This is a genomic window from Cellulomonas phragmiteti, assembly GCF_016862775.1.
Lineage (GTDB): Bacteria > Actinomycetota > Actinomycetes > Actinomycetales > Cellulomonadaceae > Cellulomonas > Cellulomonas phragmiteti.
In genome coordinates, this window is sequence record NZ_BONP01000007.1 from 80179 (window position 1) to 106401 (window position 26223).

The 26223-nt window shown below is 73.8% G+C and carries 22 protein-coding genes; 17 read left to right on the plus strand and 5 right to left on the minus strand.

Annotation, left to right across the window (positions count from 1 at the left end):
* Positions 1-29: 29 nt before the first annotated feature.
* From Cph01nite_RS07840 to Cph01nite_RS07850, 3 genes are all read right to left on the minus strand, one after another.
* Positions 30-614 (minus strand): hypothetical protein, encoded by a 585-nt coding sequence (locus tag Cph01nite_RS07840; RefSeq protein WP_203672973.1) that lies wholly within the window; start codon positions 612-614, stop codon positions 30-32.
* An 80-nt stretch (positions 615-694) separates the two neighbouring features.
* Positions 695-2434, minus strand: coding sequence for a DUF349 domain-containing protein (locus Cph01nite_RS07845; protein WP_203672975.1), 1740 nt, complete (start codon positions 2432-2434; stop codon positions 695-697).
* Complete coding sequence (locus tag Cph01nite_RS07850) at positions 2431-3213, minus strand: peptidylprolyl isomerase (protein ID WP_203672977.1); 783 nt, start codon at positions 3211-3213, stop codon at positions 2431-2433. The genes Cph01nite_RS07845 and Cph01nite_RS07850 overlap by 4 nt, the downstream gene beginning before the upstream one ends.
* Before the next feature lie 220 nt (positions 3214-3433).
* Between Cph01nite_RS07850 and Cph01nite_RS07855 the strand changes: the two genes are divergently transcribed.
* The 5 genes from Cph01nite_RS07855 (at position 3434) to Cph01nite_RS07875 (ending at position 9416) form a co-directional block, all read left to right on the plus strand.
* Positions 3434-4156, plus strand: coding sequence for an MBL fold metallo-hydrolase (locus Cph01nite_RS07855; protein ID WP_203672978.1), 723 nt, complete (start codon positions 3434-3436; stop codon positions 4154-4156).
* A 61-nt stretch (positions 4157-4217) separates the two neighbouring features.
* On the plus strand, positions 4218-5612 hold the full coding sequence (gene hisS / locus Cph01nite_RS07860; RefSeq protein ID WP_203672979.1) for a histidine--tRNA ligase: 1395 nt from the start codon (positions 4218-4220) through the stop codon (positions 5610-5612).
* 86 nt (positions 5613-5698) lie between these two features.
* Positions 5699-6742 (plus strand): Rv2578c family radical SAM protein, encoded by a 1044-nt coding sequence (locus tag Cph01nite_RS07865; RefSeq protein WP_203672980.1) that lies wholly within the window; start codon positions 5699-5701, stop codon positions 6740-6742.
* Between the two features lie 114 nt (positions 6743-6856).
* Positions 6857-8638, plus strand: coding sequence for an aspartate--tRNA ligase (gene aspS / locus Cph01nite_RS07870; RefSeq protein ID WP_203672981.1), 1782 nt, complete (start codon positions 6857-6859; stop codon positions 8636-8638).
* A gap of 16 nt (positions 8639-8654) precedes the next feature.
* A complete protein-coding gene (locus tag Cph01nite_RS07875; RefSeq protein ID WP_203672982.1) occupies positions 8655-9416 on the plus strand; it encodes a GNAT family N-acetyltransferase in 762 nt (253 codons plus the stop codon).
* On the opposite strand, the gene Cph01nite_RS07880 is transcribed toward Cph01nite_RS07875, so the two are convergent.
* Positions 9413-9802 carry a ribosomal maturation YjgA family protein gene (locus tag Cph01nite_RS07880; protein ID WP_203672983.1) on the minus strand — a complete coding sequence of 130 codons (390 nt, stop codon included), beginning with the start codon at positions 9800-9802 and terminating at the stop codon, positions 9413-9415. The genes Cph01nite_RS07875 and Cph01nite_RS07880 overlap by 4 nt on opposite strands.
* Positions 9803-9909: 107 nt before the next feature.
* Positions 9910-12141 carry an MMPL family transporter gene (locus Cph01nite_RS07885; RefSeq protein WP_203672984.1) on the minus strand — a complete coding sequence of 744 codons (2232 nt, stop codon included), beginning with the start codon at positions 12139-12141 and terminating at the stop codon, positions 9910-9912.
* 108 nt (positions 12142-12249) lie between these two features.
* Here Cph01nite_RS07885 and Cph01nite_RS07890 point away from each other — a divergent pair, with 108 nt between their 5' ends.
* From Cph01nite_RS07890 to Cph01nite_RS19320, 12 genes are all read left to right on the plus strand, one after another.
* Entirely contained in the window at positions 12250-13659 is a 1410-nt protein-coding gene (locus Cph01nite_RS07890) for a replication-associated recombination protein A (protein ID WP_203672986.1), read from the plus strand.
* A 295-nt stretch (positions 13660-13954) separates the two neighbouring features.
* Positions 13955-14581, plus strand: coding sequence for a 30S ribosomal protein S4 (gene rpsD, locus Cph01nite_RS07895; RefSeq protein WP_203672993.1), 627 nt, complete (start codon positions 13955-13957; stop codon positions 14579-14581).
* A gap of 147 nt (positions 14582-14728) precedes the next feature.
* Entirely contained in the window at positions 14729-15097 is a 369-nt protein-coding gene (locus tag Cph01nite_RS07900) for a DUF948 domain-containing protein (protein ID WP_203672995.1), read from the plus strand.
* The gene (locus Cph01nite_RS07905; RefSeq protein WP_203672997.1) at positions 15094-15477 is read left to right on the plus strand and encodes a hypothetical protein; all 384 of its coding nucleotides are present in this window, start codon (positions 15094-15096) and stop codon (positions 15475-15477) included. The genes Cph01nite_RS07900 and Cph01nite_RS07905 overlap by 4 nt, the downstream gene beginning before the upstream one ends.
* A gap of 86 nt (positions 15478-15563) precedes the next feature.
* The gene (alaS, locus tag Cph01nite_RS07910; RefSeq protein ID WP_203672999.1) at positions 15564-18257 is read left to right on the plus strand and encodes an alanine--tRNA ligase; all 2694 of its coding nucleotides are present in this window, start codon (positions 15564-15566) and stop codon (positions 18255-18257) included.
* 37 nt (positions 18258-18294) lie between these two features.
* Positions 18295-18828 carry a Holliday junction resolvase RuvX gene (gene ruvX, locus Cph01nite_RS07915; RefSeq protein WP_203673149.1) on the plus strand — a complete coding sequence of 178 codons (534 nt, stop codon included), beginning with the start codon at positions 18295-18297 and terminating at the stop codon, positions 18826-18828.
* Between the two features lie 7 nt (positions 18829-18835).
* Complete coding sequence (mltG, locus tag Cph01nite_RS07920; RefSeq protein WP_203673001.1) at positions 18836-20050, plus strand: endolytic transglycosylase MltG; 1215 nt, start codon at positions 18836-18838, stop codon at positions 20048-20050.
* Entirely contained in the window at positions 20047-20913 is an 867-nt protein-coding gene (locus Cph01nite_RS07925; protein WP_203673002.1) for a shikimate dehydrogenase, read from the plus strand. Before mltG ends, Cph01nite_RS07925 begins: the two co-directional genes overlap by 4 nt.
* A 132-nt stretch (positions 20914-21045) precedes the next feature.
* Positions 21046-22719, plus strand: a complete 1674-nt coding sequence (locus Cph01nite_RS07930) for a GspE/PulE family protein (protein ID WP_203673006.1) — start codon at positions 21046-21048, stop codon at positions 22717-22719.
* Between the two features lie 110 nt (positions 22720-22829).
* A complete protein-coding gene (locus tag Cph01nite_RS07935; RefSeq protein ID WP_275407390.1) occupies positions 22830-24317 on the plus strand; it encodes a type IV pilus twitching motility protein PilT in 1488 nt (495 codons plus the stop codon).
* Positions 24317-25543, plus strand: coding sequence for a type II secretion system F family protein (locus Cph01nite_RS07940; RefSeq protein ID WP_203673008.1), 1227 nt, complete (start codon positions 24317-24319; stop codon positions 25541-25543). Before Cph01nite_RS07935 ends, Cph01nite_RS07940 begins: the two co-directional genes overlap by 1 nt.
* A gap of 147 nt (positions 25544-25690) precedes the next feature.
* Positions 25691-26098, plus strand: a complete 408-nt coding sequence (locus tag Cph01nite_RS19320) for a prepilin-type N-terminal cleavage/methylation domain-containing protein (protein ID WP_373307551.1) — start codon at positions 25691-25693, stop codon at positions 26096-26098.
* Positions 26099-26223: the final 125 nt, after the last annotated feature.

Genomic DNA, 26223 nt, shown 5'->3' on the forward strand with positions numbered 1-26223 from the left:
TCCGACGCGCTGGTCGAGGCGGGCTCGGTTCAGACCTGCCGCAGCGTGGCGCGGGCGGCGCGCAGCCCACGCCCGCCCGCGTGGGTCTCGAGGCGTCGCAGGGCGTCACGCGGGTCCAGGCCGTGCGGCAGCAGGTCGCGCAGCACGCGCACCGCGACCGGCGCCGGCTCCCAGCGGGCCACGTCGACGGCGGTGCGTGCCACGCTCGTGACCAGCACGTCGCCGACCTGCACCAGGTCGTCGTCGACGAGGTCGGCCTCGGCCGCGGTGCGGTCCGCGTGCGGCTCGGGACGGCGTGCGCCGGAGCGGACGAGCACGGTCACCCGTGCCGGCGGCGGGCCGCCGGCGTGCACCCACGCGGCAGCGAGCCGGCCGACCGCGCCCCGGCGTGGCACGAGGTGCGTGAAGGCGCTCGCGCGGACGGTCCGGTCCTCGGGTGCGCCCGCGACGCGGGACGTGTCGCGCCACAGGGGCACGAGCACCCCGTCCAGGTGCAGCCCGGTCCACACCCAGGCCGGGAGGTCGTCACGCCGGAGCACGACGGGGCCGGGAGCCGGGGGTCGTGGCCGCAGCCGGCGCAGGGCGGACGGGGTGGCCGGGTCGCCGTCGGTCATGGACGCCAGGATGCCCGCCCGCACCCCGGGGTGGGGGCGCGGACGGGCATCCTGTGGACGGACGGACGAGGTGCGGTCCGTCAGCCGCGGGCGTCCTGCGCGGCGCGCTGCACCTGCTCGAGCCACGAGCGGCGGGCGTCGAGGGCGGCCTGCGCCTCCTTGACCCGGCGCTGGTCACCCGCGGCCTTCGCGGCCTCGAGGTCGGCCTCCAGGCCGGCGATCGCCTGCTCGAGCTGGGCGGCAGCCCCCTCGGCGCGCGCTCGCGTCTCGGGGTTGCTGCGTCGCCACTGCGCGGAGTCGGCGTCGCGCACCGCGCTCTCGACGGCGCGCATCCGGCCCTCGACGCGCTGGACGTCGGCGCGCGGCACCTTCCCGGCGGCGTCCCAGCGGTCCTGCAGGGAGCGCAGCGCGGCCTTCGCCGCTGCGAGGTCCCGGATGGGGAGCAGCGCCTCGGCCTCGACCAGGAGCGCCTCCTTGACCTGCAGGTTGGCGCGGAACTCCTCGTCGATGGCCTGGTTGGCCGTGTCGCGGGCCGCGAAGAACGCGTCCTGCGCCGTGCGGAACCGGGCCCACAGCGCGTCGTCGACCTGGCGGTTCGCGCGGCCTGCGGCCTTCCAGCGCGTCATGAGGTCACGGAACGCCGCGGACGTGGCGCCCCAGTCCGTGCTGCTCGCGAGCCGCTCTGCCTCGGCCACCAGCTGCTCCTTGACGGTCTTCGCCTCGGAGTTGCGGGCCTCGAGCTCGGCGAAGAAGTGACGACGCTCCCGGTCGAAGGTGGTGCGGGCGTGGCTGAACCGCTTCCAGAGGGACTCCTCCGTCGGCCGGTCGATGCGCGGACCGGACCGCTGAGCGTCCTTCCACTGGTCGAGCAGCGTGCGCAGCTGCTCACCGGCGGGCCGCCACTGGATGCGTGCAGGGTCGGTGGTCGCGATCTTCTCGGCCTGCTCCACGATCTGCGTGCGCGCGGCGACCGCGGCCTCCCGCGCGGCGGCGCGCTCGGCATCCGCCTGGGCGCGACGCTCGGCGGCACGGGTGCGCAGACCGTCGAGCCGCGCGCGCAGCGCGTCGAGGTCGCCGACGGCGGCCGGCTCGGCGAGCTCCTCGGTGAGCCGGTTGAGCGTCTGGTCGATCTCCTTGACCGACAGGTCGGTGGCCGACAGCCGCGCGTCGAACAGCGCGACCTTGGCCTGCAGGTCCAGGAACCGTCGCACGTACAGGGCGAGGGCCTCCGGTGCGCTGGCGCCGGGGAACTGCCCGACGACCCGCTCGCCGGTCGCCTCGACGACGTGGACCGTCCCGTCCTCGTCGACGCGGCCGAAGGTCGCCGCGTGCGCCGCAGCGGCCTCCTCGTCCGGCGTGGGCACCGGCACCGCAGGCGCCGACGGTGACGCCGCGACGGCGGACGGACGGGGCAGGGGCCGCGGGACCGGTCGCACCGAGGCGGGGGAGGGCCGGGGCGCCGGTGCGGGCGCGGGGGTCCCTGCCTCGGCCGGGGCGGCCACGTCGGTCGCCTCGTCGACGCCGCCGTCGGCTGCGTCCTCGGTGGTCGCCTCGGTGGTGACGTCCTCGGTGGTCGCCTCGGCGATCTCGTCGGACGCGACTGCGTCGGTTGTCTCCTGGACGCCGCCGTCGGCTGCGTCCTCGGTGGTCACCTCGTCGGCTGCGTCCTCGGTGGTCACCTCGGTGGGTGTGTCCTCGGTGGTGACGTCGTCCTCGGTCGTGCCGGTGGCGTCCGCCGCGGACGTGTCCGCAGCGCCGCCCGCGAGGGGGGGAGCCTGCTCGGCGTCGTCCTGGGACGACGTCGTCGGGTGCTCGGTCACTGGATCTCCACTCCCTCGATGGTGACGTCGGAGACCGGACGCTCGCTGCCGTCCTGGGTCCCCGCGTCAGCGATGGCCTTCACCACGTCCAGACCGGACGTGATCTGGCCGAACACGGTGTAGCCGCCCGCCGCGTCGGACGGGATCTGCGAGTCCTCGTAGACGAGGAAGAACTGGGAGCCCATCGACTCGCCGTCACCGCCGATGCGGGCCATGGCGATCGTGCCGGCGGGGTAGACGTCGTCACCGGGGGCGTTCTCCACGGGACCCCAGGCGTACCCGGGCCCGCCCGTCCCCGTGGCGGTCGGGTCGCCGCACTGCAGGACGTGGATGCCCTGCGTGACGAGGCGGTGGCACAGGGTTCCGTCGAAGTAGCCCTCGCCGGCGAGGGTCACGAAGTTCGCGACCGCCTGGGGCGCCGCGGCGCCGTCGAGCTCGACGCCGATGTCCCCGGCGGACGTGCTGATCGTGCCGGTCCACGTCCGGTCCTGCGCGAGCGAGGCCTCGGGGACGACACCACCGTTGCCGGTGCGGGCGGGGAACGTGGCCGGAGCCGCCGCGGGGGGCGCCGCGGTGTCGGTGGGCGAAACCTCGGGCCGGCCGGAGTCGCGCGAGAGGTTGACCACGGCGACCGCGACCAGCGCCAGCGCGAGCACCGCGACGACGCCGCCGGCGATGACGCGCGTGCGCCGCTGCCGGGCACGCTGTGCCTCGAGCTGACGTGCGTGCTGCTTCTCGTACCGACGGCGCTCGTACTCGCGCTCCCGCTTCGAAGACACCGATCTCCTCGTCTCGTCGTGCCGGCCGGGTACGGCGCCGTACCGCCGATGCACCGCCGTCAGACCTGCTACCGGCCGGACACGTGCCGGACCCCCGGACAGTCTAGGCAAGGCGCGGGCGTCGTCGCGCACGTGCGCCACGGGCCGGCACGCCGTGGCGTGGCCCGATCGACGGCCCGGTCGACGGGCCGGGGCGGCCGCTCGTCTACCGTGCTGTGCCATGCAGGTCCTCACCGTGGTCGCTCCGGTCTTCGCCGCTCGCTGCTCCGTGCTCGTGGCCGACGACGGCGCGTGCGTCGTCGTCGACCCGGGTGCAGGCGCCGGGGAGCAGGTCCGGGCGCTGGTGACCGCCCACGGGCTGCGACCGCGCGCCGTCCTCGTGACGCACGGTCACGCGGACCACACGTGGGACGCGCCGATGCTGTCGCGGGACCTCGACGTACCGGTCCTGCTGCACGCGGCCGACGCCTACCGGCTCGAGGACCCCTTCGGGACCCTCGGGGTGCTGGACCCGCGGCACGACCCGTCCGGCCCCCTCGCCCAGGCGCTGCGCGCCGCGGGTGTCGACGTCACCGGGTGGCGGCCGCCCGAGCGCGTCGAGGCGTTCGGGTCGGCCGGTGGCGGCCGCACCCCCGACGTCGACCTCGACCTCGGCGGCGTGCGCGTCCTGGCCCGGCATGCCCCCGGGCACACCGAGGGCTCGACGCTGTACCTCCTCGACGCCGGTGACCCCGACCCCGTCGTGCTGTCCGGCGACGTGCTGTTCGCCGGCAGCATCGGGCGGACGGACCTGCCCGGCGGGGACCCCGCGGCCATGGCGGCCACGCTGCGCGACGTCGTCGCCACCCTGCCCGCCGCCTCGCGCGTGCTGCCCGGTCACGGCCCGGCCACCGACGTCGCCACCGAGCTGGCGACCAACCCGTACCTGGTGCGCGGCCGCTGACCCCGACCCCGGGACGGACGCGCGTGCGTCGTCGTCGTGCCGGTCTGGGATCATCGGGAGCATGGCGCGTCCCACACCCCTGTCCGGATTCCCCGAGTGGCTGCCCGACGGGCGCATCGTCGAGCAGCACGTGCTCGACGTGCTGCGTCGCACCTTCGAGCTGCACGGGTTCGCCGGCATCGAGACCCGTGCGGTCGAGCCGCTCGACCAGCTGCTGCGCAAGGGGGAGACCTCCAAGGAGGTCTACGTGCTGCGCCGGCTGCAGGCGGCCGACGAGGAGTCCGCCGGCCGCGCCCGCGGGGACTCCGACGGGGCCGGGCTCGGCCTGCACTTCGACCTCACCGTGCCGTTCGCGCGGTACGTGCTCGAGAACGCCGGGCACCTGGCGTTCCCGTTCCGTCGGTACCAGATGCAGAAGGTGTGGCGCGGCGAGCGGCCCCAGGACGGCCGGTTCCGTGAGTTCGTGCAGGCCGACATCGACGTCGTCGGCGCGGGCTCGCTCCCGTACCACTACGAGGTCGAGCTGCCGCTCGTGATGGCCGACGCGCTGGGGGCCCTGCGCGAGCTCGGCGTGCCGCCGGTGCGCATCCTGGTGAACAACCGCAAGGTCGCCGAGGGGTTCTACCGCGGGCTCGGGCTCGACGACGTCGAGGCGGTGCTGCGCGGCATCGACAAGCTCGACAAGATCGGCCCCGACGCGGTCGGCGAGCTGCTCGTCGCCGAGGCCGGCGCCACGTCCGCGCAGGCCGCCGCCTGCCTCGCGCTCGCGGGCATCAGCGGCGACGACGCGACGGTCGTCGACCGCGTGCGCGAGCTCGCCGCCCGGCACGACGCCTCGACCGACCTCCTCGAGGAGGGCCTGGCCGAGCTGGGCGCCCTCGTGGCGGCCGCGGCCGCGCGCGCCCCGGGCGTGCTGGTCGCCGACCTGCGCATCGCGCGCGGCCTCGACTACTACACCGGCTCGGTCTACGAGACCGTGCTCGTCGGACACGAGGACCTCGGGTCGATCTGCTCGGGCGGGCGCTACGACACCCTCGCGTCCGACGGCACCACCACGTACCCCGGCGTCGGGCTGTCCATCGGGGTCTCGCGGCTGGTCTCACGCCTGCTGTCGGCCGGCCTGGTGCGCGCGACCCGCTCGGTGCCCACCGCCGTCCTCGTCGCCGTGACGTCCGAGGAGCTGCGCTCGCGGTCCGACGCGGTCGCCGCCGAGCTGCGCGCCCGCGGCGTGCCCACCGAGGTGGCGCCCAGCGCCGCCAAGTTCGGCAAGCAGATCCGTCACGCCGACCGTCGCGGCATCCCGTTCGTGTGGTTCGTGGGCGACGCGACGCAGGACGGCGCGCCCGGTCAGGACGAGGTCAAGGACATCCGCTCGGGCGAGCAGGTGCCGGCGGACGCGGCCACCTGGGCGCCCCCGGCCGAGGACCTGCTGCCCCGCGCGGTCGCGGTGGGCTGACCCCGGCGGGCGCGGCCGCCGACACCCGGTGGGTGACTCGCGCGCGAGCGCTTGACCCGACATCGAACACGTGTTCGAATCCAGGGGTGCGGTGGGACGGTCAGAAGGTCAACGCGGGGGAGCATGACGCGCTCCCGGGCCTGGACCTGCGCACGCTGCCCGGCCTCGTCCGCAGCGTGCGCCCGCCGGACTTCGCCGGCGTGACGTTCCACGAGGTGCTCTCGCGCACCGCCCTCAACCGCGTCCCGGACGCGTCGTCCGTCCCGTTCCGCTGGACGGTCAACCCGATGCGCGGCTGCCTGCACGCGTGCCGGTACTGCTTCGCCCGGGGCACCCACCGCTACCTCGACCTGGACGCCGGACAGGACTTCGACACCCAGATCGTCGTCAAGACCAACGTCGTCGAGGTCCTGCGCGCCGAGGTGGCGCGCCGGTCGTGGCGGCGCGAGCACGTCGCGCTCGGCACCAACACCGACCCCTACCAGCGGGCCGAGGGCCGGTACGAGCTCATGCCCGGGATCATCGACGCGCTCGCGGGCTCCGGGACGCCGCTGTCGGTGCTCACCAAGGGCACGCTCCTGCGCCGGGACCTGCCGCTGCTGGCGGCCGCGGCACGGGACGTCCCGGTGTCGCTGGCCGTGTCGGTCGCCGTCCTGGACGACGACCTGCAGCAGCAGCTCGAGCCCGGCACGCCCACGGCACGGGCGCGCCTGTCCCTGGTGCGGGCGATCCACGACGCCGGGCTGCCCGTCCACGTCATGGTCGCGCCCGTGCTGCCCTGGCTCACGGACTCCACCGAGCACCTCGACCGGCTGCTCGCCGCCGTCGCGGCCGCCGGCGCGCAGCGGGCGAGCGTCATGGCGCTGCACCTGCGTCCCGGTGCGCGGGAGTGGTTCCTCGCCTGGTTGGCGCGCGACCGTCCGGACCTCGTCGCGGGGTACGACCGCGTGTTCCGCGGCGGCTCGTACGCGCACGCCGAGTACCGGGCGTGGCTCGAGGCACGGGTCCGCCCGCTGCTGGCCCGGCACGGCCTGGACCGGGCGCCCGCCGACGACGGCGGGGTCCGGTGGGGCCGGGACGGCGCCGGGGCGCAGGCAGCGGCAGTGGAGCTGCAGCCCAGCCTCTTCTGAGCGGGCCGCGACGTCCGGCGCCCGGGACGGATCGACGTGGGGCGCGGCCGCGCGCGCACCTATGATCGTCGGGACGCCCGACCGGGCGCAGATCCCCGACCTGAAGGACCTTCCGTGCTGCGCACCCACACCGCCGGCTCGCTGCGGGCCGAGCACATCGGCACCACCGTCACCCTCACGGGCTGGGTGGACCGGCGTCGCGATCACGGCGGGGTCGCGTTCGTCGACCTGCGGGACGCCTCGGGCATCGCCCAGGTCGTCGTGCGCGACGAGGCGGTCGCCCACGGGCTGCGCGCCGAGTACGTCCTGCAGGTGACGGGCGAGGTCGGTCGGCGTCCCGCGGGCAACGAGAACCCGAACCTCGCGACGGGCGAGATCGAGGTCGTCGCGCACGAGGTGGTCGTGCTCAACGAGTCCGCCCCGCTGCCGTTCCAGGTCTCGGCGTCCGTCGACGAGCCCGTGGGCGAGGAGGCGCGCCTGCGCTACCGCTACCTCGACCTGCGTCGCGCCGCCCCCGCGCACGCGATCCGGCTGCGTGCCCAGGTCAACCGCGCCGCACGGACGGTCCTCGACGAGCGCGGCTTCGTCGAGGTCGAGACGCCCACCCTCACCCGCTCGACCCCCGAGGGCGCCCGCGACTTCGTGGTCCCCGCCCGGCTGGCGCCCGGCAGCTGGTACGCGCTGCCGCAGTCGCCGCAGCTGTTCAAGCAGCTGCTCATGGTCGGCGGGCTCGAGCGGTACTACCAGATCGCCCGCTGCTACCGCGACGAGGACTTCCGCGCCGACCGGCAGCCGGAGTTCACGCAGCTCGACGTCGAGGCGTCCTTCGTCGACCAGGACGACGTCATCGAGCTGGCCGAGGCCGTGCTGACGTCGCTGTGGGACCTCATCGGGTACGCGATCCCGACGCCGATCCCGCGCATGACGTACGCCGACGCGATGCGCCGCTACGGCAGCGACAAGCCCGACCTGCGCTTCGGCCTCGAGCTGACCGACCTCACCACGTACTTCGCCGACACCCCGTTCCGCGTGTTCCAGGCGCCGTACGTCGGCGCCGTCGTGCAGCCGGGTGGGGCGAGCACGCCGCGCCGCGGGTTCGACGCGTGGCAGGAGTGGGCCAAGCAGCGCGGCGCCAAGGGGCTGGCGTACGTCACCGTGGGCGAGGACGGGGAGCTCGGCGGCCCCGTCGCCAAGAACATCACCGACGCCGAGCGGGCGGGCCTCGCGGCTGCCGTGGGCGCCCAGCCCGGTGACGCGGTGTTCTTCGCGGCGGGCAAGGTGAGCGAGGCGCGCGCTCTGCTCGGCGCCGCGCGCCTCGAGATCGGGCGCCGCGGCGGGCTGATCAACGAGGACGCGTGGTCGTTCGTGTGGGTCGTCGATGCACCGCTCTTCAAGCCCACGGGCGAGGACGACGACGTCGCCGTCGGCGGCGGTGCCTGGACCGCCGTGCACCACGCCTTCACCTCGCCGACCCCGGAGTGGATCGACCGCTTCGAGGAGGCCCCGGGCGAGGCGTTGGCCTACGCCTACGACATCGTGTGCAACGGCAACGAGATCGGCGGCGGCTCGATCCGTATCCACCGCCGTGACGTGCAGCAGCGGGTGTTCGAGGTCATGGGCATCGGGCAGGAGGAGGCCCAGGAGAAGTTCGGCTTCCTCCTGGACGCCTTCGCGTTCGGGGCGCCGCCGCACGGCGGCATCGCGTTCGGCTGGGACCGCATCGTCACGCTGCTGACGCGCTCGGACTCGATCCGCGAGGTCATCGCCTTCCCCAAGTCCGGTGGCGGCTACGACCCGCTGACCGGTGCGCCCGCGCCGATCTCGCCGGAGCAGCGCCGCGACACCGGCGTCGACGCCCGGCCCAAGCCCGCGGCGGGTGCCGCCGTCCAGGGGTGAGCACAGGTCGCACCGGATGAGCGCCGATCTGCTCGCACGCCTTCCGCAGGCCCTGCGCGAGCGCCGTGACGTCCTCGACGGTCGGGACCGCTGGGCCGACGCCACGGTGCTCGCGGCGAGCGACGCCGCGGCCGTCCTGGCGGTCCCGGCGACCGCCGGGGGCACCCTCGTGTGGGCCCTGGGTGACGAGCACCAGCTGGGGCAGCTCGTCCCCGACGTGCTGGTCGCGCACGGACCCGGGGTCCGCTGGCTCACCGCGCCGCGTGCCGTGCCCGTCCCGGGACGTGCGCTCGCCGCCGCGGGCGTCGTGCGCTCCACGTCCTGGGACCGGCTCACGACGGACGTCGCACCCTCGCCGCAGCCGGGGGAGGACGTGGTCCGCGAGCTCGACCCCGAGCGGGACGGCGACGTGATCGGCGCGTGCCTCGACGTCGCGAACCCGACGACGCAGGCGCGCCCCGGGTCGCCGGACGACGCCGCGTGGTGGGGCGTCCGGGGGCCCGGCGGTGACCTGCTCGGGGTGCTCGGCGTCGCGGCGCGGCCCGGCGGGGCGAGGCACCTGCACGGGCTCGGGGTCGTCCCGGCCGCGCGCGGGCGGGGCCTGGGTGCCGCGCTCACGGCGACGGCCACGCGACGCGCGCTCGCCGCGGGCGCCCCGTGGCTGTCGCTCGGGATGTACGCGGACAACGTGCACGCACGCCGCGTCTACGACGCGCTGGGCTTCCGCGTCGACGTCGAGAACGCGGGGTACGGCCCGCCCGGGCTGACTCGTCCCTAGGTGCGCGGCCCCCGCGGTGGTTCGGCGCGCACCGTCGCCGAGCGCCCCGTGCGGCGCCGCGCCAGCACGTCCACCGCCAGCACGTCCACCACGGTGACGACGCCCACCCCGGCCGCGTAGGCCGCCAGGTCGGTCGCCACGAAGGTGGTGCCCAGCACGTACGCGGCCGGTGGCCACGCCGTGGCGACAGCGGCCGGGACGTCCGTGAGCTGCGCCAGCTCGACGACGACGCACACGCCGAGCGCCGTCCCCGCCGCAGTCGTCGGCCGCGTCCGCGGCGCCACCAGGAGCACCGCCAGGTGGACGAGCGCGGCGTACAGCGCACCGCCCGCCAGGTCCGCCACGAGGTCGTCCCCGCGCGACACGACGAGGCCGGTCACGAGCACGGCCGTCGCGCTGAGCCCCGTCAGCGATCGCCGTCGACCGGCAGGCGGTCCCGGGGGCGGGGCGACGCGTGGGGGAGGTGGGGGCATGTCCGGACCCTCGGCGCGTCTCAGTGGATGATCGCGAACCGGTCGTACAGCCGGCGCAGGGGACGCGGTGCCCACCAGTTGGCGCGGTCGAGGACCGTCATCGTCGCCGGGACGAGGAGCAGGCGCACGAGCGTCGCGTCGATCAGCACGGCGAACGCGAGCGCGAAGCCCACCTGCTTGATGACGACGAGGTCGCCGGCGACGAAGCCCGCGAACACCACGATGATGATCGCCGCCGCCGACGTGATGATCCGCCCCGACCGCTGCAGCCCGAGCAGGACCGCCCGGTCGGTGGGCATACCGGTGTCGTACAACTCCTTGATGCGTGCCAGCAGGAAGACCTCGTAGTCCATCGCCAGACCGAACGCGAACGCGATCACGAGCGCCAGCACGTACGTCTCGATGCCACCGGTCGAGGTGAAGCCGAGCAGGCCCTCGAGGTGCCCGTCCTGGAACGCCCAGACCAGGACGCCGAGCGACGCGACGATCGACAACGCGTTGGTCACCAGCGCCTTGACGGGGATCACGACGGACCCGGTCATGAGGAACAGCAGCACCAGCGTGGCCGCCCCCACGATCCCGAGCGCGATCGGGGCGCGCGCCAGCAGCGCGTCGGTGAAGTCGATCTGCGACGCGGCCTGCCCCACCACCCAGCGCTCGAACGGGGCGTCGAGGCCGCGCACCTCCCGCACGACGTCGGCCGCGACCGCGCCACCGGGGTCGTCGGTGTCCGCGCGCACGCCGATGACGACGTAGGCGCCCAGCGCCGCCGGGGGGTCGACCGCCACGACACCGGGCAGCTCCGCCAGCTCGTCCGTCCACGCGGTGGCGTCCGGCAACGAGGCGGCGGCGACGACCGTGACCGCCGCCGACGAGGCGGCCGGGTAGTTCTCCTCCAGGTCCGCCACGTACGCGCGCTGCGTCGTGCCCTCCGGGAGCAGCTCGAGACCGCTGATCCGCAGCTGCATGTGCAGGGCCGGCGACGCCAGCAGGGCCAGCAGCGCCACCGACCCCAGCATCACCCACCACGGATGGCGCTGCACCCGGCCCGCCAGCGACGAGAACGCACCCTCCTCGGCGCCCACGTCCGAGGCGCGGCGCAGGCCCGGCACGCGGGCGAGCAGCCCGGGCCTGGCCAGCCGGCGGCCCGTCAGCACCAGCAGCGCGGGGACGAGCGTCACCGCCGTCGCCACCGCGACCAGCACGACCGCGACGCCGCCCGCGCCGACCGCCCGCAGGATGTCCGGCCGGAACACCAGCAGCCCCGCGATCGACACCGCCACCGTCACCGCCGAGAACACCACCGTGCGCCCCGCGGTCGCCATCGTCCGCTCGACCGCGGTGACCACGGCGCCGTCACCGCGACGACGCCGGCTGCCCGCGCCGTCGTCGGCCCCGACCGTGCGGTGCAGCTCCTCGCGGTACCTCGAGACGATGAGCAGCCCGTAGTCGATCGACAGCCCCAGCCCGAGCACGGTCACGACGTTCACCACCGACGCGTCGACGTCCATGACGTACGTCAGCGCGAGGAGGGCGCCCAGGCCGCCCGCGATCGACGCGAGCGCTCCCGCCATCGGCATCCCGGCGGCGAGGAACCCGCCGAACACGACCACCATGATGAGCAGGGCGATCGGCAGCGCCACGAGCTCGCCGGTGCGCAGGTCGTCCTCGACCTGCTGCGTGATCTCCTCGACGATCAGGTGCTCGGCCCCGACCACACCACCGACCGTCGGTGCCACGGCACGCAGCTCGCCCGGCACGTCCGCCAGGCGCTCCTCCACGGCGGCGAGCGCGCTCGCCTGCCGGGCACCACCCAGGTCCGGCTCGAGCTCGACCACGAGGAGGAACCCGTCGCCGTCCTGGGCGAGCAACGGCGCGGCCGCCGGGTTGGTGACGCCCCCCGGGAGGACGAGCGGGTCGATGACGGACGCCACCCCGTCGACCGCCGCGAGGTCGGCGCGCGCCGGCTCGAGCGCCGGCCCGACCTCCGGGTCCGCCGGATCGAGGCCCGACAGCACGAGGTTCACGTTGGGGCCGGTCGTCCGCTCGTCCGCGAGGATCTGCAGCCCGCGGGTCGACTCCGCGCCCGGCACTCCCGGCGAGCCCGTGGCGACCCGGTCGAACAGGTTCTCGCCGTGCACCCCCTGGACCGCCAGGGCGTACCCCAGGACCGTGAGCACCAGCCAGGCGACGACCGTCAGACGCGGGTGGTGGGCGACGGTGCGACCCAGGCGAGCGAACACGCGGGTCATGCTCGCAGGTGACGGGTCCCCGGCGCATGTCACGGCACCGGGCCGCAGGGTCGCGCACGCCCGTGACCGGGCGGCCGCGCCGGGGCCACGGTGCGTAGGCTCGCCCGCATGGACCTGTTCGACGCGGTCTCCTCGACCGCGCAGGGGCTGCCCGCGCCGTCCGCCGGAGCGCCCCTCGCCGTGCGGATGCGCCCGCGCACCCTCGGTGAGGTGGCCGGCCAGGCGCACCTGCTCGTGCCCGGCTCGCCCCTGCGCCGCCTCGTCGAGCCCGCCGACGAGGGCACCCGGCGCGCCGCACCGTCGTCCGTCGTGCTCTGGGGGCCCCCGGGCACCGGCAAGACGACGCTCGCCTACCTCGTCGCCAGCACCTCCGGGCGCCGGTTCGTCGAGCTGTCCGCCGTGACAGCCGGCGTCAAGGACGTCCGCGCCGTCGTCGAGGACGCCCGCCGCCGGCTCGCCGCCGACGGCTCCGAGACCGTCCTGTTCATCGACGAGGTGCACCGCTTCACCAAGGCGCAGCAGGACGCGCTCCTGCCGAGCGTGGAGAACCGCTGGGTGACGCTCGTCGCCGCGACGACCGAGAACCCCTCCTTCTCGGTCAACTCCCCGCTGCTGTCCCGCTCGCTGCTCCTGACCCTGCAGCCGCTGACGACCGACGACGTCCGGGCCCTCGTCGAGCGTGCCGTGCGCGACGAGCGCGGCCTCGGCGGCGCCGTCGCCCTCGACGACGACGCCGTCGACCACCTGCTGCGCCTCGCGGGCGGCGACGCGCGCAAGGCCCTGACGATCCTCGAGGCCGCCGCGGGCTCCGGCCTGTCCGACCGCGGCCCCGACGTCGACGCCGCGACGCCCGTGACGATCGACCTCGCGACCGTCGAGCGCGCGATCGACGTCGCCGCCGTGCGCTACGACCGCGACGGCGACCAGCACTACGACGTCATCAGCGCGTTCATCAAGTCGATGCGCGGCTCCGACGTCGACGCCTCCCTGCACTACCTGGCCCGCATGGTCGCCGCGGGGGAGGACCCCCGCTTCATCGCCCGGCGCATCGTCATCGCCGCGGCCGAGGACGTCGGCATGGCCGACCCCAGCGCGCTGCAGACCGCCGTCGCGGCTGCGCAGGCCGTCGCGCTCATCGGCATGCCCGAGGCCCGCATCATCCTCGCCGAGGCCGTCGTGCACCTGGCGACGGCCCCGAAGTCCAACGCCGCGTACCTCGGGATCGACCGGGCGCTCGCGGACGTGCGGGCGGGACGGATCGGGACCGTGCCGGCGCACCTGCGGGACGCGCACTACGCCGGCGCGCAGGGGCTCGGCCACGGCGCGGGGTACCGCTACGCGCACGACGCGCCGCACGCGGTCGCCGCCCAGCAGTACCTCCCGGACGAGCTCGCCGGGACCCGGTACTACGAGCCGTCCGACCGCGGGTACGAGCGCTCCGTCGGCGAGCGCCTGACCCGGATCCGGGCGGTGCTCGACCCGTCGGGACGTCCGTCGGGGGACGCGGGGCCGACGTGAGGTGGTGCGCGGGCGCGGTCGCCGGGCCGAGCCGGAGCCGGCTGTGGGCCGGTGACGTCGGGCCGCCGCCGATCGTCGGGTAGTATCGACCGGTCGTCCGCCGTGCGCGGACGCCAGCACATCAGCACTCAGCATCAGCACAGCACCTGGGGCCCTAGCCCGCGGCACCGGTCGTCCTCGTGACGGACCGGGTGGCCGCACCGTGGTCGGCCCCACGCCCGCCGGAACCACTTCCGTCCGGACCTCGTCCGGAGCGCGGGTGTGCTCGTCCATCGACACGACAGGAAGTACCACTGTGAGCAGCGTGACCCGCTCGCGTCGCCAGGTCCGCCTGAGCCGCGCGCTCGGCCTGGCCCTGACGCCCAAGGCCGTCAAGCACTTCGAGAAGCGCCCCTACCCGCCCGGTGAGCACGGCCGCGCCCGTCGCCGCACCGAGTCCGACTACGCGGTGCGTCTGCGCGAGAAGCAGCGGCTGCGCGCGCAGTACGCGCTGCGCGAGAAGCAGCTCGCCAAGGCGTACGAGAACGCCCGCAAGGCCCCGGGCCTGACCGGTGAGGCCCTCGTCGAGGACCTCGAGACGCGTCTGGACGCCCTCGTCCTGCGTGCCGGGTTCGCGCGCACCATCCTGCAGGCGCGCCAGACGGTCACGCACCGTCACGTGCTCGTCGACGGCAAGATCGTCGACCGTCCGTCCTTCCGCGTGAAGGAGGGCCAGACGCTGCAGATCAAGCCGAAGTCCCAGGCCACCGTGCCGTTCCAGGTCGCCGCCGCCGGCGCCCACCGCGACGTCCTGCCGACGCTGCCGGGCTACCTCGAGGTCCAGCTCGAGAAGCTCAGCGCCACGCTGGTGCGTCGCCCCAAGCGCGCCGAGGTCCCCGTGACGTGCGAGGTCCAGCTGGTCGTGGAGTACTACGCCCGCTGACGCACCTCCGACGAACGCCTCGCCGCGCACCACGTGCGGCGGGGCGTTCGTGCGTCGGGGCCGACACGCACAGACGGGCGGGGTCACCCGGGTAGGGTGGCGAGGTCCGGTCGCGGACGAGCAGGTACGGGCTGGAGGAGGACGGGCATGGTCTCGATCGGTGACGTCGCAGGGCTGATCGCCGCAGTGGCGTTCGTGGCCCTCGTCGGGTTCCTCGCACGTCCCCTCCTGCGGCTGGCCGACGTCCTCGACGAGGCGCGCGCCTCGGTCAAGGAGATCACCGACCACGCCCTGCCCGTGCTCGACGAGACGGCCAAGGTCGTCGCGTCGTCGGCCGTGCAGATGGACAAGGTCGACACGGTGACGACCGCCGCCGCCCAGGTCAGCGAGAACGTGTCCGCGCTGACGTCGCTGGTCACGGCCACGGTCGGGGCTCCGCTGCTCAAGGTCGCCGCGTTCTCCTACGGCGTGCGTCGCGCCCTGGCGGGGCTGCGCGGCGGCGGTGCGGGACGGTGAGGCGGCTCTTCTGGGTCGGCGTCGGCGTCGCGGTGACCGTGGTCGTGATCCGCCGGGGCCGCCGCGTGGTCGAGCAGTACGTACCGGCCGGGACGACGGACGCCGTCGAGGGCGCCGTGCGGCTGTCCGGCGCGCTGCGTGCCGCACGGGACGACTTCCGCGCAGGCGTCGCGCAGCGCGAGGCCGAGCTGCTCGACGCGCTCGTCGGCGGCGCCGACGTCGACGCCCTGCGCGCCGCCGCCCCCCGGCACCGTGCCGAGCTGCGCGAGACGTTCGGTCGCCCCCCGCGGGACGACCTGGCCCGGGACCTGTCCGCCCGGGGGTGGGCCGACGAGCCCGTCACCGACCCGGACGACGACGCGCAGGCCCCCTTCTTCTGAGCGGTCCGCCGCTCCCTCCCCGGCACGCCGGGTCCACCCGAACCTTCCACTGCCCCGAGCGGTGGACCGCACCTGACGAGGACGACATGCGCACCGCCGAGATCCGCCAGCGCTGGCTCGACTACTTCGCGAGCAAGGACCACGCCATCGTGCCGTCCGTGCCGCTCATCTCCCCGGACCCGTCGATCCTGTTCACGATCGCCGGGATGGTGCCGTTCATCCCGTACATCCTCGGGACCCAGGACGCGCCCTGGCCGCGGGTCGCCAACGCGCAGAAGTGCATCCGCACCAACGACATCGAGAACGTCGGACGCACCACGCGGCACGGCACGTTCTTCCAGATGCTCGGCAACTTCTCGTTCGGCGACTACTTCAAGGACGGCGCCATCGAGCTCGCCTGGGGCTTCCTCACGGGCTCGCAGGCCGACGGCGGCCTCGGGCTCGACGGCGACCGGTTCTGGGTGACGATCTGGGACCAGGACACCGAGGCGGCGGACGCGCTCGTGCGCGTCGGCGTCGACCCGCGCCACATCGTGCGGCTCCCGCGCGAGGAGAACTTCTGGGACACCGGCCAGCCCGGGCCCGCCGGCCCCTGCGCCGAGTGGCACTACGACCGCGGTCCCGAGTTCGGGCCCGACGCCGTGGGCGGCACGGTCGACCCCGGGGGCGACCGGTACCTCGAGATCTGGAACCTCGTGTTCGACCAGTTCGTGCGGGGCGAGGGGCAGGGCAAGGACTACCCGCTGCTCGGTGAGCTCGAGCGCAAGGCCATCGACACGGGTGCGGGCCTCGAGCGCATCGCCTACCTGCTGCAGGGCAAGAACAACCTGTACGAGACCGACGAGGTCTTCCCGGTCATCGAGCGTGCCGCGGAGCTCGCGGGCCGCCGGTACGGCACCGGCGGCGAGGACGACGTGCGCCTGCGGGTCGTCGGCGACCACGTGCGCTCGGCGCTCATGCTCATCGCGGACGGCGTGACCCCGTCCAACGAGGGGCGCGGCTACGTGCTGCGTCGGCTCGTGCGGCGCGCTGTCCGCTCGATGCGCCTGCTGGGCGTGCCCGGGGCGGCGCTGCCCGAGCTGCTGCCCATCAGCCGGGACCTCATGTCGGCGTCGTACCCCGAGGTCGCGCGCGACTTCGACCGCATCGCGCAGGTCGCGTACGGCGAGGAGGAGGCGTTCCTGCGGACCCTGACGTCCGGCACGACGATCTTCGAGGGCGCCGTCTCGACGGCGAAGTCCCGCGCGGGCGACTCGACCGCGGCGCTGAGCGGCGAGCAGGCGTTCGCGCTGCACGACACCTACGGGTTCCCCATCGACCTCACGCTCGAGATGGCCGCCGAGCACGGTGTGAGCGTCGACGAGCAGGCGTTCCGCACGCTCATGCAGGCGCAGCGCGACCGCGCCCGCGCCGATGCGCTCGCCAAGAAGACGGGGCACGCGGACACCTCGGCGTACCAGCAGCTGCAGCAGTCGCTGAGCGCCGAGAACGGCGGCGGCGTGCGGTTCGTCGGCTACACGGACACGACCGCCGAGACGAAGGTGGTCGGTCTGCTGGTCGACGGCGTCCCGGCACCCGCGGCCACGGCACCCGCACAGGTGCAGGTCGTCCTCGACGTCACACCCTTCTACGCCGAGTCGGGCGGTCAGCTCGCCGACACGGGCACCATCCGCCTCGTCAACGGCGGGATCGTCGAGGTCGACGACGTCCAGGCGCCCGTCAAGGGGCTCTCGGTGCACCAGGGCCGGCTCGTCGACGGCACCCTCACGCTCGGGGACGCCGGCGTCGCGACCATCGACACGGCGCGACGGCGGGCGATCGCGCGCGCCCACACCGCGACGCACATGGTCCACCAGGCGCTCCGCGAGGAGCTCGGGGACACGGCCACGCAGGCCGGCTCGGAGAACGCGCCCAGCCGGCTGCGGTTCGACTTCCGCTCCGGCGGTGCCGTGCCCGCGTCCTCGCTGTCGCAGATCGAGGGCCGGGTCAACGAGCGGCTGCAGGACGACCTCGAGGTCACCGACCGCACGATGGCGATCGACGAGGCGCGCGCGCTCGGTGCGATGGCGCTGTTCGGGGAGAAGTACGGCAACCAGGTGCGGGTCGTCTCCATCGGAGGTGACTGGTCGCGCGAGCTGTGCGCGGGCACGCACGTGCGTCGCTCCGGCGAGCTCGGGCTGGTCACGCTGCTCGGCGAGTCGTCCATCGGGTCAGGGGTCCGGCGCGTCGACGCCCTGGTCGGGGACTCGGCGTACGGGTACCAGGCCAAGGAGCGCGCGCTGGTCAGCCAGCTGTCCGGTCTGCTCGGCGCGCGGCCCGACGAGCTCGGGGACCGTGTGTCGTCGTTGCTGACCCGGGTGCGCGAGTCCGAGAAGGAGCTCGCCGCGCTGCGGCAGGCCCAGGTGCTGGCGGCCGCAGGCTCGCTCGCCGCGGCCCCGCAGCAGGTCGGCGCAGTCCGGGTCGTCACGCACGACGCGGGTGAGGTCGCCGCACCGGACGACCTGCGCACGCTCGCGCTCGACGTGCGCGGCCGGCTGGGGGAGTCGTCCCCGGTCGTGGTCGCCGTGGGGGGCGTCGCCAAGGGACGACCCGTCGTGGTGATCGCGACCAACGCGGCCGCGCGGGAGGCCGGGCACCGGGCAGGGGCGCTCGTGCGGACCGCCTCGGGTGTGCTCGGCGGCGGCGGTGGCGGCAAGGACGACGTCGCCCAGGGCGGCGGCACGGACGCGACCCGGTTGACCGACGCGCTCGACGGCGTCGTCGCGGCGGTCCGTGGCTGACGGCGCGCGCGCCGCGGGGTCGGACGCCGACGCGGTGATGCGCGGCGTCCGGCTGGCGGTCGACGTCGGGACCGTGCGCGTCGGGGTCGCCGCGAGCGATCCCGACGGCACGCTCGCGACGCCGGTCGAGACGCTCGCGCGCGCGAGCGGCAAGCCGTCGTCGACGTCGTCCGACGTCGCGCGGATCGCGGACGAGGCGCGGGAGCGACGTGCGGATGTCGTGTACGTCGGCCTTCCACGTCATCTGTCCGGGGCCGAGGGGTCGTCGGCAGGGGTCGCTCGCGCGTACGCTGTCGCACTGGCGCACGCGGTCGGACCCGTCCAGGTCCGGCTCGTGGATGAGCGGATGAGCACGGTGTCCGCGCATCACGCGCTCCAGGCGGCCGGCCGATCCGGGCGCCGCCACCGGCAGGTCGTCGACCAGGCGGCCGCGGTGGTGATCCTGCAGCACGCGCTGGACACGGAGAGGTCCACGGGGCGGCGACCCGGGGAACGGGTCGAGGTCGCCCCGTACCGCTCCGTCCCGGAGCACGGGGGCGTTGCGGGCGACGGCACGACGACTGTGGAGTGACGCGCAGGTGAGCAACCAGACGGAGTGGTGGGCCCCGGTGAAGGCGGACGAGAGCGTGACCGACCTGTTCGGCGGCGATCGTGCCGCGGCTGCACCGGCTGCCGCCGAGCCGCGCCGTCGGTCCCGCGCGTCGGGGCGCAAGCGTGAGGAGCGCATGCGCAAGCAGCGCCGCCGGCGGTCGGTCTCCGTCCTCGTCGTCGCGCTCGTGCTGGTCGCCGGCGCGGGCTACGTCGTCGTCTCCCTCATGGGGGGATCGTTGTTCGGCGGGGGAGCGAGCCAGGCGCGTGAGGTGACGGACTACCCGGGTCCGGGCCGCCCGGGCGCGCCGACCATCGTCATCAACGCCGGGGACTCGGGCGCCGCCATCGCCACCACCCTGCACCAGGCCGGGATCGTGGCCTCCGAGAGCGCCTTCCGGACCGCCTTCGAGGCGAACCCCGACGCGGCGCTCATCCAGCCCGGCACCTACCAGCTCATGCTCGAGATGAAGGCGGAGGACGCGGTCCGCTCGCTGCTCGACCCGAAGAGCAAGGTGTCGATGAAGGTGACGATCCCGGAGGGGTTCACCGCCGAGGACATCTTCACGCGGATCAACACGGTGACCTCCATCAGCGTCGACGAGCTGCGCGCCGCGGCGGCGGACCCCGCCGCGACCGGGCTGCCGGCCGAGGCCGGGGGCAACGTCGAGGGGTGGCTCTTCCCGTCGACCTACCAGATCGAGCCCAACACGTCGGCGTCCGCGGTCCTGGCGCAGATGGTCACCAAGACGGTGGAGACCCTCACGTCGAAGGGCGTGCCGCAGGACCAGTGGCTGGAGGTGCTGACGAAGGCGTCCCTCATCGAGAAGGAGGCCAAGGTCGACGCCGACCGGCCCGTGATGGCGCGAGCGATCCAGAACCGGATCGACCGGGGGATGACCCTCGACATCGACGCCGCCGTCGCGTACGGCCTGCAGATCCCGGGCACGCAGCTGACCCGCGACCACATCCAGGACCCGTCGAACCCGTACAACACGTACCGGCACGTGGGCCTGCCGCCGACGCCCATCGCCGCCCCGGGGGCCACGTCGATCGACGCGGTGCTCGCCCCGGCGGACGGCAACTGGGTGTTCTGGGTCGCGATCAACCTGGACACCGGCGAGACGCGCTTCGCGGAGACCTACGACGAGCACCAGGACAACGTCGCGCTGCTGCGGCAGTGGCAGGCGGAGAACTCGGGGTGACGACCGGGGGACGCCGCGCGGCGGTCCTCGGGCACCCCGTCGCCCACTCGCTGTCACCCGTGCTGCACCGCGCCGCCTACGCGGCGCTGGGGCTCGACGGCTGGCGGTACGACGCGGTCGACGTCACGGAGGAGCAGCTCCCCGAGCTGCTGGCGGGCCTCGACGGGACGTGGGCGGGCCTGAGCCTGACGATGCCGCTCAAGCAGACGGTGATGCCGCTGCTCGACCACGTCGAGCCGCTGGCGCAGGTGGTGGGCGCGGTCAACACGGTGCTGGTACAGGGGTCCGGGCCGGGACGCAGCCTGACGGGCGCGAACACGGACGTGCACGGCATCGTCGCGGCCCTCGGCGAGGTGGGTGTCAGCGGTGACGTGCGCTCGGCCGCCGTGGTCGGCGCAGGGGCGACCGCGGCCTCGACGCTCGCGGCGCTCGCCCAGCTCGGGTGCGCCACCCCCCGGGTGTACGTGCGGTCCCAGGCGCGCGCGGGTGGCCTGGTGCGCGCTGCGCACCGTATGGGCGTCGAGCCGCGCCTGTGCCGGCTCGAGGACGCGCCGGGGGAGATCGGCCGGTGCGACGTCGTGGTCAGCACCCTGCCCGCCCACGCGGCCGACCCGATCGCCAACGCGCTCGGTGCCGGGGCGTCGGGTGCCCGCGCCGGAGGGGCCCTGCTCGACGTCTGCTACGACCCGCGCCCGACCGCCCTGGCCGGCGCGTGGGCGCTGCGCGGCGGTCGGGTGGTCGGGGGGGAGCGCATGCTCCTGCACCAGGCCGTGGAGCAGGTGCGGCTGATGACCGGTCGCGCGGCACCGGTGGCGGCCATGGACGCGGCGCTCGGCACGGTGCTGGCTCCCACGTCCGCCTGACTCGGGTCACCCGTACGGGCTCCCGACAGGGGTCGTGACGCGGAGCCGGTGGTCGCGCGCTTCAGAGTCCACCGGCGCGTGCCGATGGCCTCCACGGGGTCGGACTCGGCCCCGGGACGAGGAGGCGTGCGCGTGAAGCAGCTTGGGGAGATCCTGCTGACCGAGGGTCTGGTGACGGAGGCGCAGCTGCTGGCGGCGATCGACGAACAGGTCTCGATGGGGACGTCGCTCGGGCGCACGCTCGTCGAGCTGGGGATCCTCACGGAGTCGCAGCTGGTGCGGGCCCTGGCTGCGCAGGTCGGCATGGAGTTCGTCGACCTGGACGAGTACCCGGTGGACCGCAACGCGGTGTCGCTGGTGGCAGAGAGCCTGTGCCGGCGGCACGCCGTGCTGCCCGTGGCGCTGCGGGACGGCGCGATCGTGCTGGCGACGGCCGACCCGGGCAACGTCGTCGCCGTCGACGACGTGCGGACGCTGTCCGGCCGCCGCGTGATCCCGGTGGTCGCGACGTACGACAACGTGCTGCGGGCCATCGACCGGTTCTGCCGCGCGGACGGCGAGATGGAGAACCTGTCGTCGGCGTTCGTCGAGGAGACCTCGGAGCCGGAGACCGACCTCAGCCGGATCGGTGACGTCGTCGACGACGACGCCCCGATCGTCCGGTACGTGAACCTGCTGGTGACGCAGGCGATCACCGACCGGGCGTCCGACATCCACATCGAGCCCTCCGAGCACGACCTGCGGGTGCGGTACCGGATCGACGGCGTGCTGCACGAGACGCAGCGCTCGCCCAAGAACATCATCGGCGGGGTCATCAGCCGCGTGAAGATCATGAGCGACATCGACATCGCCGAGAAGCGCAAGCCGCAGGACGGCCGCATGTCCGTCACCCACAACGGTCGCAAGATCGACCTGCGCGTGGCGACGCTGCCGACCGTGTGGGGCGAGAAGATCGTCATGCGTATCCTCGACAACTCGACCGCGAGCCTGGACCTGCGCGACCTGTCGTTCCTCGAGCACAACTACACGACGTACCGCGAGTCGTACACCAAGCCCTACGGGATGATCCTGGTGACGGGCCCGACCGGGTCGGGCAAGTCCACGACGCTGTACGCGACGCTCAACGCGGTCTCCAAGCCGGAGATCAACGTCATCACCGTCGAGGACCCGGTCGAGTACCGGCTGCCGGGCATCAACCAGGTGCAGGTCAACCCGAAGGCGGGGCTGACGTTCGCCGCCGCGCTGCGCTCGATCCTGCGCTCGGACCCCGACGTGGTGCTGCTCGGTGAGATCCGTGACCACGAGACGGCGCAGATCGCCGTCGAGGCCTCGCTCACCGGTCACCTGGTGCTGTCGACCCTGCACACCAACGACGCCCCCTCCGCGGTGACCCGCCTCACGGAGATGGGCATCGAGCCCTTCCTCGTGGGCTCGGCGCTGGACTGCGTGGTCGCCCAGCGGCTCGCGCGGCGGCTGTGCCCGAAGTGCAAGGAGGCGTACGAGCCCACCCCGGTCGAGCTGGAGGCGGCGCAGTTCCCGTGGGTCCCCGGCGAGCCCATGCCCCAGCTGTACCGGCCCGCCGGCTGCTCGTCGTGCTCGCGCACCGGCTACAAGGGTCGCCTCGCCCTGCACGAGGTCATGCGGGTCACCGAGGACATCGAGCGGCACGCCGTGGCGCACTCCTCGTCGGCGGACATCGGGGCGACGGCGGCCAAGCAGGGCATGCGCCGGCTGCGCGAGGACGGCTGGTACAAGGTCGCCGACGGGCAGACGTCCATCGAGGAGATCCTGCGCGTCGTCGCCTGACGCGCACGCCCCGGCGGTGCGCTCAAGTCGCGCCCCGCCGGGGCCGATGGTGTAGGCGGACCCGCATCGTGCGCGGGCGTCCGTGCGTGGACCGGTTGGAGGCAGACGACGTGAGTGAGACCTACAGGGCACCGTCCGGGGAGCCCACGCGGCCGCTGCCCCCGTACCGGCCAGCGGGACCCCAGACCGGGCCCGCCGCGGCGTTCGGGGGGCCGACGTACCAGCCGGTGCCGTCGCAGAGCCAGGTCCCGGTGGCGCCGCCGGCGACCGGGTACCCCGCGGTACCGGCCGGGAGCGTCCCGCCGCCGATGCACCACCCCGCACCGGCCGCCCCCCAGGTGCCGAGGCCGGCCGGTCCGCCGGCAGCGGGGCAGCCGGCCGCCGCGCCGCCGCGTCCTGCGGCCGCGAGTGGGCCGGGCCGCACGGGGACGTCCTCGGGCCGGCAGGACGGCGACATCGCGATCGACGAGGTGCTGCGGGAGATGCACCGCCTCGGTGCGTCCGACGTGCACCTGACCTCGGGGACCGCGCCGATGGTCCGCATCTCGGGTGCGCTGCGCCCTCTCGAGCAGTTCGGGGTGATGACCCCCGAGCCGCTGCGACGCAGCCTGTACTCGTTCCTCACCCAGAAGCAGCGCGAGACCTTCGAGGCCAACCTCGAGCTCGACATCTCCTACGCCGTGCGGGGTCTGGCACGCTTCCGCGTCAACCTCTACCAGCAGCGGGAGTCGGTGGGCGCCGCCTTCCGCGTGATCCCCTACGAGATCAAGCCGCTTGAGGAGCTCGGGGTGCCTGCCTCGGTGGGGTCGTTCGCGGGCCTGCCGCGTGGTCTGGTGCTGGTCACCGGACCGACCGGCTCGGGCAAGTCGACGACGCTGGCCTCGATCATCGACCTCGCCAACCGCACGCGCGAGGACCACATCATGACGGTCGAGGACCCCATCGAGTTCCTCCACCGGCACAAGAAGTGCATCGTCAACCAGCGCGAGGTCGGCGCGGACACGCACTCGTTCGCCAACGCGCTCAAGCACGTCCTGCGGCAGGACCCCGACATCATCCTCGTGGGGGAGATGCGCGACCTGGAGACGATCTCGGTCGCGCTGACCGCGGCCGAGACCGGCCACCTGGTCTTCGCGACCCTGCACACCCAGGACGCCGCGCAGACCATCGACCGCATCATCGACGTCTTCCCGTCCGGCCAGCAGGCGCAGGTCCGTACCCAGCTCGCCAGCGCGATCCAAGGTGTCGTGTGCCAGACCCTTGCCAAGAAGGCGAACGGCGCCGGCCGGGTGGTGGCGACCGAGGTCATGCTCGCGACGCCCGCCATCCGCAACCTCGTGCGCGAGGGTAAGACGCACCAGATCTACTCGGCGATGCAGGCGGGCGCCGACAACGGCATGCACACGATGGACCAGAACCTGGCCGAGCTCGTCAAGCGCGGCAAGATCACGTACGAGGTGGGTCTGGACAAGGCGCACCACATCGAGGACTTCAACAAGCTCGTCGGACGCACCTCGCGCGTGCGCCAGGGTGCGTCCTCGACCCAGAGCTTCGGCGGGGCCACGGCGCCCGGCATCTCCAGCCTCGGAGGTTACTGATGGCCGTCATGCGCACGTACGAGTACGAGCTGTCGGACCGCAGCGGCAAGGTCGTCAAGGGCCGCATCGACGCGCAGAACGAGGACGCGGTCGCCAACCGCCTGCGCCAGATGGGCATGGCGCCCATCGCGATCACCGAGATCTCGACGACGGGCCTGAGCACCGAGATCACGATCCCCGGGTTCGGGGACCGCGTGAAGCTCAAGGACCTCGCCATCATGGCGCGCCAGCTCGCCACCATGATCAGCGCCGGCTTGTCCCTGCTGCGGGCGCTGACGATCCTCGCCGAGCAGACCGAGAGCAAGCCCCTCGGCAAGGCGCTGGGCACCGTGCGCAGCGACGTCGAGACGGGCGGGGCCCTGTCCGAGTCGCTCTCGAAGCACAAGGAGATCTTCCCGCCGCTGATGATCAACATGATCCGTGCGGGCGAGGTCGGCGGGTTCCTCGAGGATGCGCTGACCTCGGTGGCGGAGAACTACGAGTCCGAGGTCAAGCTCCGCGCGCAGATCAAGTCCGCGATGACGTACCCCGTCATGGTGTTCGCGATGGCGATCCTCGCGGTCGTGGGCATGCTGCTGTTCATCGTGCCAATCTTCGAGCAGATGTTCACCGACCTCGGGGGCGCGCTGCCAGCGCCCACCCAGTTCCTCGTCTTTCTCTCGAGCATCATGAAGTGGGCGGCGCCGCTGCTGGCGGTCATCGTCGTGATCTTCTCGATTTGGTGGCGCAAGCACAAGAACGACGACGCGATCCGTTCCCGCGTGCAGCCGCTGACGATGCGGGTCCCGATCTTCGGGATGCTGTTCAAGAAGGTGGCGATCGCGCGCTTCACGCGCAACTTCGGCACGATGCTCGGCGCCGGCGTCCCGATCCTGCAGGCCCTGGACATCGTGGGCGAGACGAGCGGGAGCTACGTCATCGAGATGGCGGTCAAGGACATCCAGAACGGCGTGCGCCAAGGTCAGCCGCTCTCGTTGCCCCTGGCCAGGCACACGGTGTTCCCCCCCATGGTGGTGCAGATGATCGCCACGGGTGAGGACGCGGGCTCCCTCGAGCAGATGCTGAAGAAGATCGCCATCTTCTACGACGAGGACGTCGAGGCGACCACGGACCAGCTGACGAGCCTCATCGAGCCGCTGATGATCGCCATCCTCGGCGTGATCATCGGCGGCATGATCATCGCCCTCTACATGCCGATCTTCTCGATCTTCGAGCTCGTGCAGTGAGGTGTCACCCGTCTGCTGAACGGCCGTCCGGGTGAACGTGGCCGCAGGGCTCAAGGCGTGGCCCGGGCATCCCGATGAGCAGCACGTAGCACCGAACCGCCGGCCTCGGCCGGCACCTGAAACCCGACACCGAAGGCAGGCATCACCATGATTGCTCGCGTCCGCAAGGCCATGGACGAGCGCGAGAAGGGCTTCACGCTCATCGAGCTCCTCGTCGTCATCATCATCATCGGCATCCTCGCCGCGATCGCCATCCCGGCGTTCCTCAACCAGCGCCAGAACGGCTGGGCCGCCCAGGTCGAGTCCGACGTCAAGAACGCGGCCATCGCGGCCGAGTCCTACGCGGTGGGCAACAACGGGTCCTACGCGGACCTGGACGCGGCCGCGCTCACGGACAACGGCTTCCGGTCGACCGCGGACGTCACGGTCCGGGTTGAGGACGCCAACGCCGACACCTACACGCTCGTCGGCTCGCACGTCCGCCTCGGCGGCGAGACTGAGCGCTCGTGGACGTACGACAGCGCGACCGGCGTGATCGACGACTCGGACGACTGATAGGTCCGGCTAGTTCGGTTCCAGGGGTGTGGGGCGTCGCGCACGCGGCGCCCCACACCCCTGAGGCACACCCGCCCGGCGCGCAGGGCACCGCACGACCGGCACCACGCACGCACCACCCGCAG